This is a genomic window from Acidovorax sp. BL-A-41-H1, assembly GCF_051942715.1.
Map to the genome: position 1 here is coordinate 29,738 of NZ_JBPVJQ010000008.1, position 15,308 is coordinate 45,045.

General features: G+C 67.7%; 12 protein-coding genes. 9 read left to right on the forward strand and 3 right to left on the reverse strand.

The features are described 5' to 3' along the window. Positions 1-49 precede the first annotated feature (49 nt). Positions 50-517 (reverse strand): DUF4863 family protein, encoded by a 468-nt coding sequence (locus ACTPOI_RS22360; protein WP_094291704.1) that lies wholly within the window; start codon positions 515-517, stop codon positions 50-52. A 199-nt stretch (positions 518-716) separates the two neighbouring features. Here ACTPOI_RS22360 and ACTPOI_RS22365 point away from each other — a divergent pair, with 199 nt between their 5' ends. The 8 genes from ACTPOI_RS22365 to ACTPOI_RS22400 all read left to right on the forward strand — a co-directional run bounded on the left by ACTPOI_RS22365 (position 717) and on the right by ACTPOI_RS22400 (position 11,455). Next, the gene (locus tag ACTPOI_RS22365) at positions 717-1,652 is read left to right on the forward strand and encodes a helix-turn-helix transcriptional regulator (protein WP_094291550.1); all 936 of its coding nucleotides are present in this window, start codon (positions 717-719) and stop codon (positions 1,650-1,652) included. A gap of 188 nt (positions 1,653-1,840) precedes the next feature. After that, positions 1,841-3,511 (forward strand): 2,3-epoxybenzoyl-CoA dihydrolase, encoded by a 1,671-nt coding sequence (gene boxC, locus ACTPOI_RS22370; protein ID WP_094291551.1) that lies wholly within the window; start codon positions 1,841-1,843, stop codon positions 3,509-3,511. A gap of 44 nt (positions 3,512-3,555) precedes the next feature. After that, complete coding sequence (boxB, locus tag ACTPOI_RS22375) at positions 3,556-4,983, forward strand: benzoyl-CoA 2,3-epoxidase subunit BoxB (protein WP_252659869.1); 1,428 nt, start codon at positions 3,556-3,558, stop codon at positions 4,981-4,983. Positions 4,984-5,129: 146 nt separating this feature from the next. Further along, the gene (gene boxA, locus ACTPOI_RS22380; protein ID WP_440112966.1) at positions 5,130-6,398 is read left to right on the forward strand and encodes a benzoyl-CoA 2,3-epoxidase subunit BoxA; all 1,269 of its coding nucleotides are present in this window, start codon (positions 5,130-5,132) and stop codon (positions 6,396-6,398) included. A 288-nt stretch (positions 6,399-6,686) separates the two neighbouring features. Continuing rightward, entirely contained in the window at positions 6,687-7,475 is a 789-nt protein-coding gene (locus ACTPOI_RS22385; protein ID WP_440112969.1) for a DUF3348 family protein, read from the forward strand. Next, positions 7,472-10,177, forward strand: a complete 2,706-nt coding sequence (locus tag ACTPOI_RS22390) for a DUF802 domain-containing protein (protein WP_440112972.1) — start codon at positions 7,472-7,474, stop codon at positions 10,175-10,177. Before ACTPOI_RS22385 ends, ACTPOI_RS22390 begins: the two co-directional genes overlap by 4 nt. Continuing rightward, on the forward strand, positions 10,174-10,833 hold the full coding sequence (locus tag ACTPOI_RS22395; RefSeq protein WP_094291556.1) for an OmpA family protein: 660 nt from the start codon (positions 10,174-10,176) through the stop codon (positions 10,831-10,833). The genes ACTPOI_RS22390 and ACTPOI_RS22395 overlap by 4 nt, the downstream gene beginning before the upstream one ends. Next, positions 10,826-11,455, forward strand: coding sequence for a DUF2894 domain-containing protein (locus ACTPOI_RS22400; protein ID WP_440112975.1), 630 nt, complete (start codon positions 10,826-10,828; stop codon positions 11,453-11,455). Before ACTPOI_RS22395 ends, ACTPOI_RS22400 begins: the two co-directional genes overlap by 8 nt. Before the next feature lie 22 nt (positions 11,456-11,477). Here ACTPOI_RS22400 and ACTPOI_RS22405 read toward each other — a convergent pair whose 3' ends face one another. Then, the gene (locus tag ACTPOI_RS22405; protein WP_440112978.1) at positions 11,478-13,511 is read right to left on the reverse strand and encodes a UvrD-helicase domain-containing protein; all 2,034 of its coding nucleotides are present in this window, start codon (positions 13,509-13,511) and stop codon (positions 11,478-11,480) included. 217 nt (positions 13,512-13,728) lie between these two features. Further along, complete coding sequence (locus tag ACTPOI_RS22410) at positions 13,729-14,616, reverse strand: LysR family transcriptional regulator (RefSeq protein WP_440112981.1); 888 nt, start codon at positions 14,614-14,616, stop codon at positions 13,729-13,731. A gap of 169 nt (positions 14,617-14,785) precedes the next feature. On the opposite strand from ACTPOI_RS22410, the gene ACTPOI_RS22415 reads away from it, so the two are divergent. Further along, on the forward strand, positions 14,786-15,292 hold the full coding sequence (locus ACTPOI_RS22415) for a universal stress protein (protein WP_440112984.1): 507 nt from the start codon (positions 14,786-14,788) through the stop codon (positions 15,290-15,292). Positions 15,293-15,308: the final 16 nt, after the last annotated feature.

Consider the following 15,308-nt stretch of genomic DNA (forward strand, 5'->3'; position numbering starts at 1 on the left):
TCAAATAGGGGAAAGGAGTCGGCAACAGGTCGCCAGGCCTGCGTGGCGCCTACCGGGTGAAGTGGATCTGCCCCTCGGGCAGGAGGTAGAGCACGAGGGCGCGTCCCTGCGCCACCGTGGGATGGTGTGCACTGCCGGGCGGGTAGACACACCAGCCAGCAGGGTGGCCATCAAAAGTCGCGCCCTGCGTGAGCGGCATGATCAAATCGATCTCGCCGTTCGGGTGCGTGTGGTGCGGGCCCGCCAGGTCCTGCATGTCCACCACATCCACCGAGAAGCGGTGCAAGGCGTCCTCGGGCTTGAAAACCCGGCCGTAGCGGATGCCACCGCCCTCGCGCTCGCACAACCAGCCTTCACGCACCCCCACCGTGCACGCGTCCTTGAGCCGCTCGTACACATCGCTCCCGGGGCCGTGGTTCTGGTTGAGCCAGCCCGCCAGCGCCGCATCCAGCGGCTGTCCAGCGATCTGGCCCGTCAACGTGGCAAGGGTCTGGTGAAATACGGCTTTGGTGGACATGGGTGTCTCAGGTGAGGGCATCAGGGGCGAAAGTGCAAAGGCAATGGTTTGATCCATGTCCTTGCGCCACCCCGAAACATGCAGTATGTTGCGTCACACGAACAATAGTTTCTGATTCAGTCAGCGTCAAGCACTATAGTGCATATTCAGTATTTTCCCTGAGCAAATACAGGGCGGCAATTGGCGCACAAGGATGGGTATGAACGAACAAGAAGAGGCAGGGACGGGTTTGCCAACGATTGCCACGGCCGCAACCACGACCGAGGAACCCAAGAACCCCGTGCTGGTGGCGCTGGGGGAGCGGGTGCGCAACCTGCGCGCGCAGCGGGGGTTGACCCGCAAGGCCGTGGCCGTGGCGGCCGACGTGTCCGAGCGGCACCTGGCCAACCTGGAGTACGGCACGGGCAATGCGTCCATCCTGGTGCTGCAGCAGGTGGCGGGCGCCTTGCACTGCTCGCTGGCCGAACTGATGGGCGATTTCACGACAAGCTCGCCCGAATGGCTGCTGATCCGCGAGCTACTGGAGCACCGCAGCGAGCCCGAGCTGCGCCGCGTGCGCCTGGCCCTGCATGAGCTGCTGAGCGGCGGCAGCAATGACACAGCCCGGCACGGGCGCATCGCCCTGGTGGGCCTGCGGGGTGCAGGCAAGTCCACCCTGGGGCCCTTGCTGGCGCGTGCACTCGACGTGCCCTTCATCGAACTGAGCCGCGAGATCGAAAGCCTGGCGGGCTGCAGCGTGCGCGAGATCCACGACCTCTATGGCACCACGGCCTATCGCCGCTATGAACGCAGGGCGCTGGAAGAAACCATCCAGATCCACAGCGAGGTCGTGATCGCCACACCGGGCGGGATTGTGTCGGACCCGGCCACCTTCAACGAGTTGCTGGCGCACTGCACCACCGTCTGGCTGCGCGCAGCACCCGAAGAACACATGGGCCGCGTGGTAGCCCAGGGCGACATGCGACCCATGGCGGCCAGCAGGGAAGCCATGGACGACCTCAAGCGCATTCTGGACGGGCGCGCCGCCTTCTATTCCAAGGCCGACATCACGATCGACACCTCGGGCCAGACGCCCGAGCAAAGCCTGGCCGCCCTGCACGCGGGCGTGCGCAAGGCCACAGCCCGGGCGGCCTGAGCCCCACACCTGCCACGCCCCACACAGGGTGTGGCCCTGTCCGCCCAGCGCCGCCCTTTCCACCACGCGCCACCTCCTGACGAATCACCGCACAAACATGCATTGACTTGCCTGTTGATATGCATCATTATGCACATCAACAGGCAAAACATGCATTATTTTGCACAAACCCATTCCAAGGAGACGCCATGACCCACCCTGTGCAGCCCCCGTCCCGCGTGGACTACCGGACCGACCCCACGCAGTACCGCCACTGGAAGCTGGCCGTGGACGGCGCAGTGGCACGCCTGTCGCTCGACATTGCCGAAGACGGCGGCATCCGCCCCGGCTACAAGCTCAAGCTCAACAGCTACGACCTGGGGGTGGACATCGAGCTGCACGATGCCCTCAACCGCATCCGCTTCGAGCATCCACAGGTGCGCTCGGTCATCGTCACCAGCGCCCGGGACCGCATCTTCTGCTCGGGCGCCAACATCTTCATGCTGGGCGTCTCCAGCCACGCCTGGAAGGTGAATTTCTGCAAGTTCACCAACGAGACGCGCAATGGCATCGAGGATTCTTCGAAGCACTCGGGCCTCAAGTTCGTGGCCGCCGTGAATGGCGCCTGCGCAGGCGGCGGCTACGAGCTGGCCCTGGCCTGCGACGAGATCGTGCTGGTGGATGACCGCTCTTCGGCCGTGTCGCTGCCCGAAGTGCCGCTGCTGGGCGTGCTGCCCGGCACCGGCGGCCTGACCCGTGTGACCGACAAGCGCCACGTGCGCCACGACCTGGCCGACATCTTCTGCACCAGCGTGGAAGGCGTGCGCGGCCAACGCGCGGTGGACTGGCGCCTGGTGGACCGCATTGCCAAGCCTGCGCAGTTCGCTGCTGCAGTGGATGACACCGCCGCACGTCTGGCGGAGGGCAGCCCCCGCCCAAGCCACGCGCAAGGCGTGGCCCTGCCCCGCGTGGAGCGCGAAGAAACGGCCGACAGCCTGCGCTACGCCCATGTGAGCGTGGACATCGACCGCACCCGCCGCACAGCCACCATCACGCTGAAGGTCCCCACTGGCGTGCAGCCTACGGACATCGCCAGCATCGAAGCCGCAGGGGCCGCCTGGTGGCCCCTGGCCCTGGCGCGCCAGCTGGACGATGCCATCCTGAACCTGCGCACCAACGAGCTGGACATCGGCACCTGGCTGCTCAAGACCGAAGGCGACGCACAGGCGGTGCTGGCCAGCGACGCCACGCTGATAGCGCACCAGGACCACTGGCTGGTACGCGAAACCATCGGCGCGCTGCGCCGCACCTTCGCGCGGCTCGATGTGTCGTCGCGCAGCCTGTTCGCGCTGGTGGAGCCCGGCTCGGCCTTTGCGGGCTCCCTGGCCGAGCTGGCTTTTGCCGCCGATCGCACCTACATGCTGGCCCTGCCCGACGACACGGAACGCGCACCCAATATCACGCTCAACGAGTTCAACTTCGGCCTGCTGCCGATGGTGAACGACCAAAGCCGCCTGCAACGCCGCTTCTACGAAGAAGCCGCGCCACTGGAGGCCGCCCGCGCAGCCGTCGGCAAGGCTCTGGATGCCGACGCTGCGCTGGCGCTGGGCCTAGTGACTGCAGCCCCGGACGATATCGACTGGGACGACGAAATCCGCATCGCCATCGAGGAGCGCGCCGCCATGTCGCCCGACGCGCTCACAGGGTTGGAGGCCAACCTGCGTTTTGCGAGCAAGGAGAACATGGCCACTCGCATCTTTGGCCGCCTCACCGCCTGGCAGAACTGGATCTTCAACCGCCCCAACGCCGTGGGCGACAAAGGTGCGCTCAAGGTCTACGGCACCGGCCAGAAAGCTGGCTTTGATCTGAACCGCGTCTAGCCCCACCCCAACCGTTCGGTTTTCCATCCCGCGAGGAGACATCCATGAGCACCATCAACTACAGCGAGAAGATCCCCAACAACGTCAACCTGAGCGAAGACCGCACGCTGCAGCGCGCCCTGGAAGGCTGGCAGCCCAACTTCATCAATTGGTGGGACGACGTGGGCCCCGAGGGTTCGACCAACCATGAGGTCTATCTGCGCACCGCCGTGAGCGTGGACCCGAATGGCTGGGCACAGTTTGGCCACGTGAAGATGCGCGACTACCGCTGGGGCATCTTCCTGAACCCCGGCGATACCAACCGAGAGATCCACTTTGGCGACCACAAGGGAGAAAAAGCCTGGCAGGACGTGCCCGGCGAGCACCGCGCCAATCTGCGCCGCATCATCGTGACGCAGGGCGACACCGAGCCTGCATCGGTCGAGCAGCAGCGCCACCTGGGGCTCACCGCGCCCAGCATGTACGACCTGCGCAACCTCTTCCAGATCAACGTGGAAGAGGGCCGCCACCTGTGGGCCATGGTCTACCTGCTGCACAAGCACTTTGGGCGCGACGGCCGCGAAGAGGCCGAGGCGCTGCTGCAGCGCACCTCGGGCGACCAGGACAACCCGCGCATCCTGGGCGCGTTCAACGAGAAGACACCCGACTGGCTGGCGTTCTTCATGTTCACCTACTTCACCGACCGCGATGGCAAGTTCCAGCTGTCGGCCCTGGCTGAGAGCGCGTTTGACCCGCTGGCACGCACCACCAAGTTCATGCTGACCGAGGAGGCCCACCACATGTTCGTGGGCGAGAGCGGCGTCTCGCGCGTGCTGTCGCGCACCGCGCAGGTGATGAACGACCTCAAGACCGACGACCCGGCCCAGGTGCGCGCAGCAGGCGCCATCGACCTCGGCACCATCCAGCGCTATCTCAACTTCCACTACAGCGTGACCATCGATCTGTTCGGTGCCGACCAGTCGAGCAACGCCGCCACTTTCTACAGCTCGGGCCTCAAGGGCCGCTACGAAGAAGGCAAGCGAGGTGACGACCACATCCTCAAAGGCCAGACCTACAAGGTGCTGGAAGTGGTCAACGGCCAGCTGCAGGAGAAGGACGTGCCCATGCTCAACGCCTTGAACGAGGTGCTGCGAGACGACTTCATCAAGGACTCGATGGCCGGGGTGGGCCGCTGGAACAAGGTGCTGGAGAAAGCCGGCATCCCCACGCGCCTGGTCGTGCCACACAAGGCCTTCAACCGCCAGATCGGCGCCCTCGCGGGCATCAAGATGTCGCCCGATGGCCGCGTGGTGAGCGAAGCGGAATGGACGGCGCGCAAGGCCGAATGGCTGCCCACGCCGGAAGACTTTGCCTTTGTGGCCTCGCTGATGGGGCGTGTGGTCGAGCCTGGCAAATTTGCGGGCTGGATTGCGCCCCCGGTCATGGGCATCAACCGCCAACCCGTGGACTTTGAATACGTCCGGTTCGGCTGACCCACCCACACGCCAACGTTGCCCCGTTGCCCATACCAGGGAGCAGGGCAACATGGGCCGGGGCCCCACGTTTTTGCCGATAGCGCACCCCGCCCGCCTCCCGGTACAACCCCCATACCGACCGCGAGGCCTTCAGGAGAACAACCATGGATATGGCCGTCCAGACCGCCGTCATCAAGCAGCACCTGATCGACCCCGAGATCTGCATCCGCTGCAACACCTGCGAGGCCACCTGCCCGGTAGGTGCCATCACACACGACGACAACAACTACGTCGTGCGGGCCGATGTGTGCAACGGCTGCATGGCCTGCATCTCGCCCTGCCCCACAGGCTCCATCGACAACTGGCGCACCATGCCCCTGGCGCGCGCATACACGATTGAGGAGCAGTTCACCTGGGAAGAGCTGCCGCCCGAACTCCCGCCCGATGCGCTGACCGCCGAAGGTGTTGTGCCGCCCGTGGATGCCGTACCTACCTCCGGCCCTGCCGCGCCCGTGGAGCCGGGCACGCAAGCGTTCCGCTCGGCCCAGTACGGCGCCACGGTGCCGCCCTGGTCGGCTGCCCACCCCTACACCAACCTGTTCCCGCCCAAAAGCCCTACCGAAGCCACCGTGGTCGGCAACTTCAACTGCACCGAGACGGGCTTCGAGAACGAGACCCACCACGTGGTGCTGGACTTTGGCTGCATGCCGTTCCCGGTGCTGGAGGGGCAGTCCATTGGCATCATCCCACCCGGCACCGATGCACTGGGCAAGGCGCACCACGCGCGCCAGTACTCCATCGCCAGCCCGCGCAACGGCGAGCGGCCCGGGTACAACAACCTGGCCCTCACGGTGAAGCGCGTGACGCAGGACCATGACGGCCACCCTGTGCAGGGGATCGCCTCCAACTACATCTGCGACCTGAAGGTGGGCGACAAGGTGCAGGTGGTGGGGCCGTTTGGCAGCTCCTTCCTCATGCCCAACCACCCCCGCTCGCACATCGTGATGATCTGCACCGGCACCGGCAGCGCCCCCATGCGCGCCATGACCGAGTGGCGGCGGCGCCTGCGCAACAGCGGCAAGTTCGAGGGCGGCAAGCTGATGCTGTTTTTCGGATCCCGCACGCAGCAGGAGCTGCCGTACTTTGGCCCGCTGCAGAACCTGCCCAAGGATTTCATCGACATCAACCTGGCGTTCTCACGCACCGCCGGGCAGCCCAAGCGCTATGTGCAGGACCTGATGCGCGAGCGCGCCGCCGACCTGGCCGCGCTGCTGCGGGACGGCAGCAGCCACTTCTATGTGTGTGGCCTGAAAAGCATGGAAGAAGGCGTGGTGATGGCCCTGCGCGACATTGCCAGTGAAGCCGGGCTGGACTGGGACACGGTGGGCGCGGCCCTGCAGCGCGAGGGCCGCCTGCACCTGGAAACCTACTGAGCCCCTGCCCCTTGGCGGGACCGTCAGCACTGCTGGCCAAGGCCCGCCAGCCCTCCCAGGGTCATAGCGCCCCCGGTGCAAGGATCCCGCCGCAACGCTGCGCCATTTTCCCCTCTTTCCAAGGGGTTCCGGACATGTAACACCTGCAACGCCCTCCCAGCCCGGGCGGGCCGGTTCGGCGTTCCTGCGAAAATAGCGGGCTTTGCCCACTGGGGACCCGTTCCCTGATGCCCCCGCACCCGGAGCGATCCGGTGCGGGGTGCCAGCACAGTGAATGGCCTCCACGGGATGTACCTGCACCACCGACTCAACAGCTCACGCCTTGTTGTCCTGCTCCAGCAATGGGCGCGGGACGATGGCGCGCGGGCTGCGCAGTTACCGCAGCCCGATGTGGCGCACACGCTGAGCCAGTGGCTGGGCACGGTGGACGCCGTACAGCTCAGCCGGGCGCTGCATGCCATCGAATCCTTGCCAGAGGCAGGACGCACAGGGGCAGAACCCGGCATGGCCATCGACCTGGCCGCACTGGACCGTTTTGTCCAGAAAGCCCAGGCGGACCTGTCCGCACTGCTCACGGCCCGGGCCGCAGCCCCCAAGCCCCTGCGCGCACGGGCCGACAACACCCCCGTGGCGCTGCCCGACCCCGAAGCCGATGCAGACTTTGGTGCCCATGCCCCCCGCTACCTGGAGCTGCAGCGGCAGATGGACACGCGCCTGCTGGCCTTGCGGACCCAGGTGCGCCATTCCATTGCCAAGGGCCGCCCCGCCCTGCGGCAGCTGGCGGCCCTGGATGCCGTCATGGAGCAGATGCTGGGCGCGCGCGAGCAGCGGCTGTGGGCGTCGTTGCCCAGCCACCTGGAGCGCCGCCTGGCCCACCGCCACCAGGCGCACCAGCAGGCGCTGCAGGCCCGGGGCCTGGCCGATGAGCCGCAACGCTGGCGCCTGCCAGGCGGCTGGCTGTGGGCTTTTGAACAAGACATGCAGGCGCTGCTGCTGGCCGAGATGCAAGTGCGCCTGCTACCCATCACGGGGCTGCTGGAAGCCGCCCACAACGAGAAAACAGGACAACAGGAATGAACAAGAGTGTGATGCCCGCCGTCTTCGCCGTGGGCCTGGCGGCCGTGGGCTGGGTGGGCTGGGGCTTTGTCGGAACCAGCCCCCTGGCGCTGGCCATGACGGCGGTGATTGGCGCGGTCTATGTGCTGGGGGCCTATGAGCTATGGCAGTTCCGCGCCGCCACCCAGTCCCTGGGGCGCGCGCTGACCGACGGCACGGCAGGACCAGCACCGCTGGCCGACCTGAACGGCTGGCTGGGCCGCCTGGCCCCCGCGCTGCACCACCCCGTGCGCCAGCGCATCGAAGGCGAGCGTGTGGCACTGCCAGGCCCCGCCCTCACGCCCTACCTGGTGGGCCTGCTGGTCATGCTGGGCATGCTGGGCACCTTCCTCGGCATGGTGATCACCTTCAGCGGCACCATGTCTGCGCTGGAAACCTCGTCCAGCCTGGAGTCGATCCGCGCCGCGCTGTCGGCGCCCATCAAGGGGCTGGGCCTGTCGTTTGGCACCTCGGTGGCCGGTGTGGCCGCCTCGGCCATGCTGGGCCTGCTGTCGGCGCTGAGCCGCCGCGAGCGGCTGGCGGCCGTGCGCCTGCTGGATGCACACATCCCCACCCTGTTCCGCCCCTTCTCGCCCGCCCATCGGCGTGACGAGATGCTGCACGCCCTGCAGACACAGGCCCAGGCCCTGCCCCTGATCGCTGAGCGCCTGCAGGGCCTGGCGGAAGGGCTGGAGCGGCGCAACGAACAGCTGGGCACCCAGCTGGTGACGCAGCAGCAAGAATTTCACCGCGAAGCCGCTGCCGCCTACACCCAGCTGGCCAGCGCCGTGGGCACCTCGCTGCAAGACAGCCTGGGCGCCAGCGCACGCCAGGCCGGGGAGGCCATCCGCCCCGTGGTGGAGCAAGCCATGGCCACCCTGGCCCAGGAGGCCCAGCGCTCGCACGACCGCCTGCGCGCCACCACCGATGCGCAGATGCAGGCGCTGTCGGGCCAATGGGAGGGTACGGCCCGCCAGGTGGCCGACACCTGGACCACCGCCTTGCAAAGCCACAGCCAGACCCAATCCACGCTGGTGGCCCAACTGGAGCAGTCCCTGCAGACCGTGACCCAGGCGTTTGACCAGCGCTCCAGCGCCCTGCTGGCCTCGCTGCAGGCATCGGCCACCCAGTTGCAAGCCACCCAGGCCGCCGCCGATGCGCAGCGCCTGGAAGGCTGGCGCGACGCCCTGAACGGCATGGCCACCACACTCGCCGCCGAATGGCAGCAGGCCAGCGCCCAGACGGTGGCACAGCAGCAGGGCGTGGGCCAGGCGCTGGAGGGCGCTGCCGCGCAGATCGGCCACACCCTGCACAGCGCCACCCAGGCGTTCGACCAGCGCGCAGACGCCCTGCTCGCCGCCCTGCAAGACACCGTGGCCCAATCGCACGCGGCCCAGCTGGCGGCGGACCAGCAGCGCGCGGAGGGCTGGAGCCGCACCATGGAAGGCCTGGCCAGCACCCTCAGTGCCGAATGGCAAAAGGTGGGCGCACACACCGTGGCGCAACAGCAGGCAGCCTGCCAGGCACTCGAAGGCACGGCCACCCAGATCGGCCACACGCTGCAAACCGCCAGCCAGGCACTCGACCAGCGCTCCAGCGCCTGGCTGGAGGCCCTGAACAACACCGTGGCCCAATCGCACACCACCCAGCTCGCCGCCGACCAGCAGCGGCTGGAGTCCTGGAGCCGCTCCATGGACGGCATGGCAGGCGCCCTGACGGCCGAGTGGCAGCGTGTGGGCGAGCAAGCGGTGGCCCAGCAGCAGGGCGTGTGCCGGGCGCTGGAGGCCACCGCCACCCAGGTCACCGAGCGCATGACCGAGCAGGTGGCGCGCACCCTGGGCAGCACGGCGGCGCTGATGGAGCAGTCGGACACCCTGCTGCGCACGCGCCTTGCCACCGAGGCCCAGTGGGTGCAGGCCCAGGGCCAGCGCATGGACGAACTCACCAGCGTGTGGCGCACCGAGCTGCAGGCCCTGCGCGACGCCGAAGCCCAGCGCGGCCAGGCCGCCGTGGAGCGGCTCGACACGCTGCAGGCCGCCGTCGCACAGCACCTGGCCACGCTCGGGTCGGCGCTGGAGGCGCCTGTCACGCGCCTGCTGCAGACCGCATCCGACGTGCCGCAGGCGGCGGCCGAGGTCATCACCCAGCTGCGCCAGGAGATGGCGCGCATGAGCGAACGCGACAACACCGCGCTGGCCGAGCGCACCTCCATGGTGGAGCAGCTAGGCACCCTGCTGCACGCGGTGAACGATGCCGCCGTGCAGCAGCGCGCGGCCATCGATGCCCTGGTGGGCTCCGCCGCCCGGGTGCTGGAACAGGCGGGCGACCAGTTTGCCCAGGCGCTGGGCGCGCAGGCCGGGAAGGTGGACGAAGTGGCCGCCCATGTGGCTGCCAGCGCGGTGGAGCTGTCCAGCCTGGGCGAGGCTTTCGGCCATGGCGTGGGCCTGTTCAGCGCCAGCAACGACAAGCTGCTGGAGGGCCTGCAGAGCATCGAGGGCGCCATCAGCCAGTCGATGAACCGCAGCGACGAGCAACTGGCCTACTACGTGGCCCAGGCCCGCGAGGTGATTGACCTGAGCATCAGCGCCCAGCAGGGCATTGTGGAAGACCTGCGCAGGCTGCATGGCAACGCGGGCCGACCTGCCAGCGTGGCAACAGCAGTGACCGAGGGAGCCGCCGCGTGACCGGCCTGGACGACACCCTGGACGACAGCGCCGAACCCACCGCCCCCGTGTGGGCGGTGTTCGGCGACCTCATGGCCGGTTTGCTGGGCGCGTTCGTGCTGATTCTGGCCGGGGTGCTGGTGGTGCAGATCGACCTGGTGGCCAGCCTCAAGCAGGAGGTGGAAAAGCGCCAGCAGGAGGAACAGCGCCGCATGGCGCTGGAGAAAGCATTGGCCATTCCGCTGGCCAGCGGCCGCGTCACGGTGAACAACGGCCGCATCGGCATCAGCGGCAGCGTGCTGTTTGCCACGGGCTCCGACGAGCTGCGCCCCGAAGGCCGCCAGCTGCTCAAGAGCCTGGTGCAGCCCCTGCAGGTCTACCTGCGCGAGCGCGATGAAATGCTGATGGTGAGCGGCTTCACCGACAACACCACGCTGCTGCGCGGCCCCCACCAGCGTTTTGCCGACAACCTGGAGCTGTCGGCCCAGCGGGCCCTCACGGTGGCCCGCGCGCTCATCGACGAGGGCATGCCCTCGTCCCAGGTGTTTGCCGCCGCATTTGGCGCCGAGCAGCCCGTGGCCGACAACGCCGATGAAAAGGGTCGCGCACAGAACCGGCGCGTGGAAATGGCCCCGGTGCCCAAGGCCTCGAACACACCAGCCCCGCGCCATGAATGAACAGCCCGGTGAGGCCATGCTGGAGACGCTGCGCGCCGAAGGCTTACAGCGCCACAACCCGGCCCGCTTCCACTACCTGGAGGTGTTGGCGCAGCGCCTGCCGGGCCAGCCCGCAGCCGTGCAGCAGGTGCTGGCGCAGCGGCTGGAGCAGGCCGTGGCCACCTATGCCTGCGAGGCCCGGTCTGCCGCCACCGCAGCGGCGGCACCCGGCACGGGGGCGACCCCGGCAACCGCTGCGCCATCCCCCCTGGCCCGGCTCAACCGCGAGCTGAGGGCCCGCGCATCGGCCGAGCCCCATGCCGACACCACCGACGCCTTGCACGCCAGCGCAGGTGCACACCTGCCCGACATGAAAAGCGTGCGCCAGTTCAGCGAGGTCTGGTCCAAGATCTCGGCCGAGCAGCAGGTGGTGCAGGCCCTGCACCGGGGGCCCGAAAACGCGGGCCCGCTGAACTCGCACAAGCTGGTGCTGCGCTCGCTGAGCCTGATGCGCGCGCTGTCGCCCGACTACCTGCGGCGCTTCATGTCCCAGATGGACGCCCTGCTGTGGCTCGACCAGGCAGGCACCCGGGCGCCCGCACAGGCCGCGCGCGCCCCGCGCAAGGGACGCGGCAAGGTCTAAGCCCCCTCCCTGGCAGCCCTGGCTACACCGGCCCCGGGCTCACCGGCCGCGCAGCGCTCTCCAGCAGCCACAGCGCCGTGCGCGCACGGGTCATGGCCACGTACAGCATGTTGCGCTCGCGGTAGGCCTCTGCATGCGAGGCCGGGCCCGGAAACCGCCCGCGCTCCACAAACGGCACGGCCACAAACATGAACTCGCGCCCCTTGCACGCTTCGACGCTCAGCAGGCGCAGGGTGACGGGCTCCTTGGCCTGGTACATCGCAATGCTGGTGGTGGCCATGAGCGTGAGGCGGCCCAGGAACTCGGTTGCAGGCATGCCCTGCGCCAGCCGTGCCAATTGCTCCAGGCTGGCCAGGCAGGCCTGCCGCTCCGCGCCATGGATGGCGGCATCATCAAAGATGCGGCGCACCAGCGCATGGCTGAAGAACGCGCCCGCATCGGCCAGCACTTCCGGCCCCAGCGCCATGGCCTGGGCACAGGCGTCTGCGAGCGGCGGGGCGTTGCGGTCCAGCGTGCCGTGCACGATGTAGCGCTGCATCAGCGGCGCATTGCCATGCAGGGTCGCGGCCAGCTGCTGGCTTTCGCTGGCCCCCGGCCCCACCCTCCAGCCCGCATCGTCAAACTGGCCCTGGGCCAGCACGTCGGGGTCCACCGCATCGGGCCGGGCGTTGCGGCGGCCATAGTGCAGCAGCCCCTGAATGGCGGCGGCCACGATCCCCGGGGTCAGGGGTCGCTCTGCGGCGCTGTCGCCGTCCAGCGCCCACATCAGGGCCAGCACCAGGGCCACTTCGCGGCGCAGGTAAAAGGCGCCCATCCCCTGGCAGCCGTAGTGCACGCCTTCGTGCCCAAACACCCACTCCAGCAGGATGCTGTCCTGCGGGTTGCGCAGCACCACGTTCAGCGCGCTGTGCGCGCTCTTGTCGGCCCTGTCGGATGTGTCAGCCCGCAGGCCGCCCCAGCCCTGAACAATCTGGGTGTGCAGCTCCACCAGCTGCTGCGCGCAGTGCGCGTCGGTGTCGTAGCGCAGGTGCACGAACGAGTCCGAACTCTGCGCAGCACACGCAAACTCCACCCCGAACAAGGGATTGAGGGCCGCACATATCTCCGCGCCAAAGCGGCGTGTGGTGTGGATGCGCAGGACTTCCGTGCCCGCAGGCAGGCTGCCCAGCATGTGCTGCAGCGCGCCGCCAAACACCGAGAACGCGCCCTCATGGATGTGCTGGTTGAAGTCGCCCGCGCCCACAAACACGCCGTTGTGGCTTTGCACCAGCTTGCGCAGAATCGTCAGCGCGCCTTCGTCCAGGTCGTGCAGTTCATCAAACAGCACCGCGCCATAGCGCCCCACCAGCGGCTCGCAGGGATCGTCCCAGCCCAGCAGGTCGAGCTGGCGGCACAGCTCGAAGCTGCAGTCGCCCTCGGCGTAGAAGCGGGGTTCGTGGTCCATGCCCACGCGCATGCGCTCGTAGTGCCGCAGCAGGCGGTACAGGCCGTAGTCCAGGTCCTGCGCTTCACAAAAATCCCGCAAGGTGCCGCCATGGTCCTCACACTGCTTGTCCAGCTGCCGTTTCTTGGCCAGGGCTTCGAAGGCCAGAAAAGCGTCGATGTCCACGTCATGCGCCAGCACGGCGTCGGCATCCGGGTCCGGGCTGCGCGCCAGTTCCTGGCGCAACGCCTGCTGGGCCTGCAGGATCAAAAAGCGCCGCTGCACCGGGTCATCGAGCTTGACCACCGGATCGCCCTGGGCCTTGAGCACCTGTTCGCTGAGCTGCTCGATCGTCAGGATCTCCAGGCTGGCGGGCACGGCGCCGTGGAGTTTGAGAAACCGGTCACGCAGCGCCGTCACACCGGCGCGGGAATAGGCCAGCACCAGGATGCGCCCCTGCGGCCCCAGGCCCGCCAGCAGCTGGCAGGCCTTCATGCACAGCGTGGTGGTTTTGCCCGTGCCCGCCAGCGCACTGATGATGAGGGCCGGAGCACTGGACTGCAGCACCTGCTGTTGTTCGCCGGTGGGCACGAACCACTGGCTGTTCCAGCTCCTGGCGGGGGGATGTGTCATTTCTTGGGGGCCATGTGGCAGACGGGGGCGCTATTGTCACCGGCCGTGGCCCACCGCGCCTGGCGGCGGCGCTGAAAGCACCTGCGTTGCCTCAGGCGCTGAAAATTCAAACAAAAACCGGCCTCTGCGCGCGTTCCATATGGATTTTTAGCTATATATTTAATAGCAATTGACCATCCCAGGGTCCGCAGGCGCTGCGCCAACCCAGTGCGACGGGCTACGAGTGTCCGGCCGACAGCCACCGCTCCACCAGCGGGTGCAGCACTTTCTTGCGCGCACCTATTGCAAAGAAGTGCTCCTCCACCCCTTCGCACGCGCCCACCCGCTTCACGCCATAGCGGGCCGTCAGATCGTCGTGCACCAGGCCCGCCATCGGAAACACCCCCATGCCCGCCGCGCCAAAGGTCTTGAGCAGGGCGCTGTCCTCGAACTCGCCCACCACCTGCGGCCGGATGGCCATGCGCTCGAACCACTGGTCAATGCGGGCGCGCACTGCGGCATGGTGGGTGGGCAGCAGCACCGGCACCTGGGACAAGGACTGCGGAAACCCCCGCCGTGCGGCCGTCTGCAAGGGCGCTGGAGCGTACCAGGCCAAGGGCGATGTGTCCAGCAGATGGCTGTAGACCTTCAGGTTGGGGTTGGGCGGCGCAGCGCGGTCGGCCAGCACCACGTCAAGCCGATGCAACGCGAGGTCGCCCAGCAGGTCCTCGAACTCGTCCACCAGGCACAGCAGCCGCAGGTTGGGCTCCTGCATCACCGGCTGCATTAGGCTGTGCACGGCCAGCTTGGGCAGGTCGTCGGAGATCCCCACCACCAGGCGCACCACGGGGGCGCCCACGGCATCCCGCACGGCCGCGGGCAGTTGTTCCCCCAGCTGAAAAATCTGCTCGGCCTGCCGCATCGCGGCAAACCCGGCATCGGTGAGCGCCACCCCGCGCCCTGCGGGCTTGAGCAGGGCATAACCGAGAGAGCGCTCCAGCTCGCGCACCTGCGTGCTCACGGTCTGCACGGCCATGCCCAGGCGTTCGGCGGCGCGCGCAACCCCTCCTTCCTTGGCCACCACCCAGAAGTAGTAGAGATGCCGATAGCTGAAGTCGGGTCCCATGGCTCGGTGCCTCCTCGGTGTTCTCCGGTGTCTCTCCGGTTTTTCAGAACTGTTGCTTCTCAATTATCTGCTTTTACAAACCGGCTGCGCGGCTATCGTGGGGCCTCGTCGAGGCGCCTGGCGCGGGGCGCATGGCACCGCCACACCGATGCATGTGAAGGAGACCACCATGTTGAAAGTCCTTGTCCCCACCGATGGCTCACCCAAATCACAACACGGCATACGCCACGTGATCAGCGAGTGCGAGAAGAACCCCAGCCTGGAGGTCCACGTCCTCAACGTACAGCCACCGTTCTCCAAGCATGTGAGCGACTTCACCAACAAAAGCGATCGGGCCGACTTCCACCGCGAGCAAGCCGACCTCGCGCTTGCGCCGGTGCGGCAGGCCCTGGATGCGGCCGGAGTTCCTTACACCGTCCACTACGAGGTCGGCGACAAGGCTGACTGCATCGTGGCCGTGGCGCGTCGGCTGGCGTGCGACTGCATCCTGATGAGCACCGCACGCAAGAGTTCGCTGGTGCGCCTGGTGGAGCACTCCATCACCAACCAGGTGATCGAACGCAGCACCGTGCCGGTGGAAGTGATTGCTGGCGAACCCGCCTCGAAGCTCGAACGCTTTGGCATACCCGCAGGGGTAGGGGCGGGCATCCTGGTGCTGTGGATGGCTGCCAGCTGAGGCACCACGGCGGGGC

Bases quoted from the DNA above. Each gene is read 5' to 3' on its own strand.
- ACTPOI_RS22385 (WP_440112969.1), top strand. From the start codon at position 6,687: ATGTACCTGCACCACCGACTCAACAGCTCACGCCTTGTTGTCCTGCTC.
- boxA (WP_440112966.1), top strand. From the start codon at position 5,130: ATGGATATGGCCGTCCAGACCGCCGTCATCAAGCAGCACCTGATCGAC.
- ACTPOI_RS22390 (WP_440112972.1), top strand. From the start codon at position 7,472: ATGAACAAGAGTGTGATGCCCGCCGTCTTCGCCGTGGGCCTGGCGGCC.
- ACTPOI_RS22365 (WP_094291550.1), top strand. From the start codon at position 717: ATGAACGAACAAGAAGAGGCAGGGACGGGTTTGCCAACGATTGCCACG.
- ACTPOI_RS22415 (WP_440112984.1), top strand. From the start codon at position 14,786: ATGTTGAAAGTCCTTGTCCCCACCGATGGCTCACCCAAATCACAACAC.
- boxB (WP_252659869.1), top strand. From the start codon at position 3,556: ATGAGCACCATCAACTACAGCGAGAAGATCCCCAACAACGTCAACCTG.
- ACTPOI_RS22400 (WP_440112975.1), top strand. From the start codon at position 10,826: ATGAATGAACAGCCCGGTGAGGCCATGCTGGAGACGCTGCGCGCCGAA.
- ACTPOI_RS22410 (WP_440112981.1), bottom strand. From the start codon at position 14,616: ATGGGACCCGACTTCAGCTATCGGCATCTCTACTACTTCTGGGTGGTG.
- ACTPOI_RS22405 (WP_440112978.1), bottom strand. From the start codon at position 13,511: ATGACACATCCCCCCGCCAGGAGCTGGAACAGCCAGTGGTTCGTGCCC.
- ACTPOI_RS22360 (WP_094291704.1), bottom strand. From the start codon at position 517: ATGTCCACCAAAGCCGTATTTCACCAGACCCTTGCCACGTTGACGGGC.
- boxC (WP_094291551.1), top strand. From the start codon at position 1,841: ATGACCCACCCTGTGCAGCCCCCGTCCCGCGTGGACTACCGGACCGAC.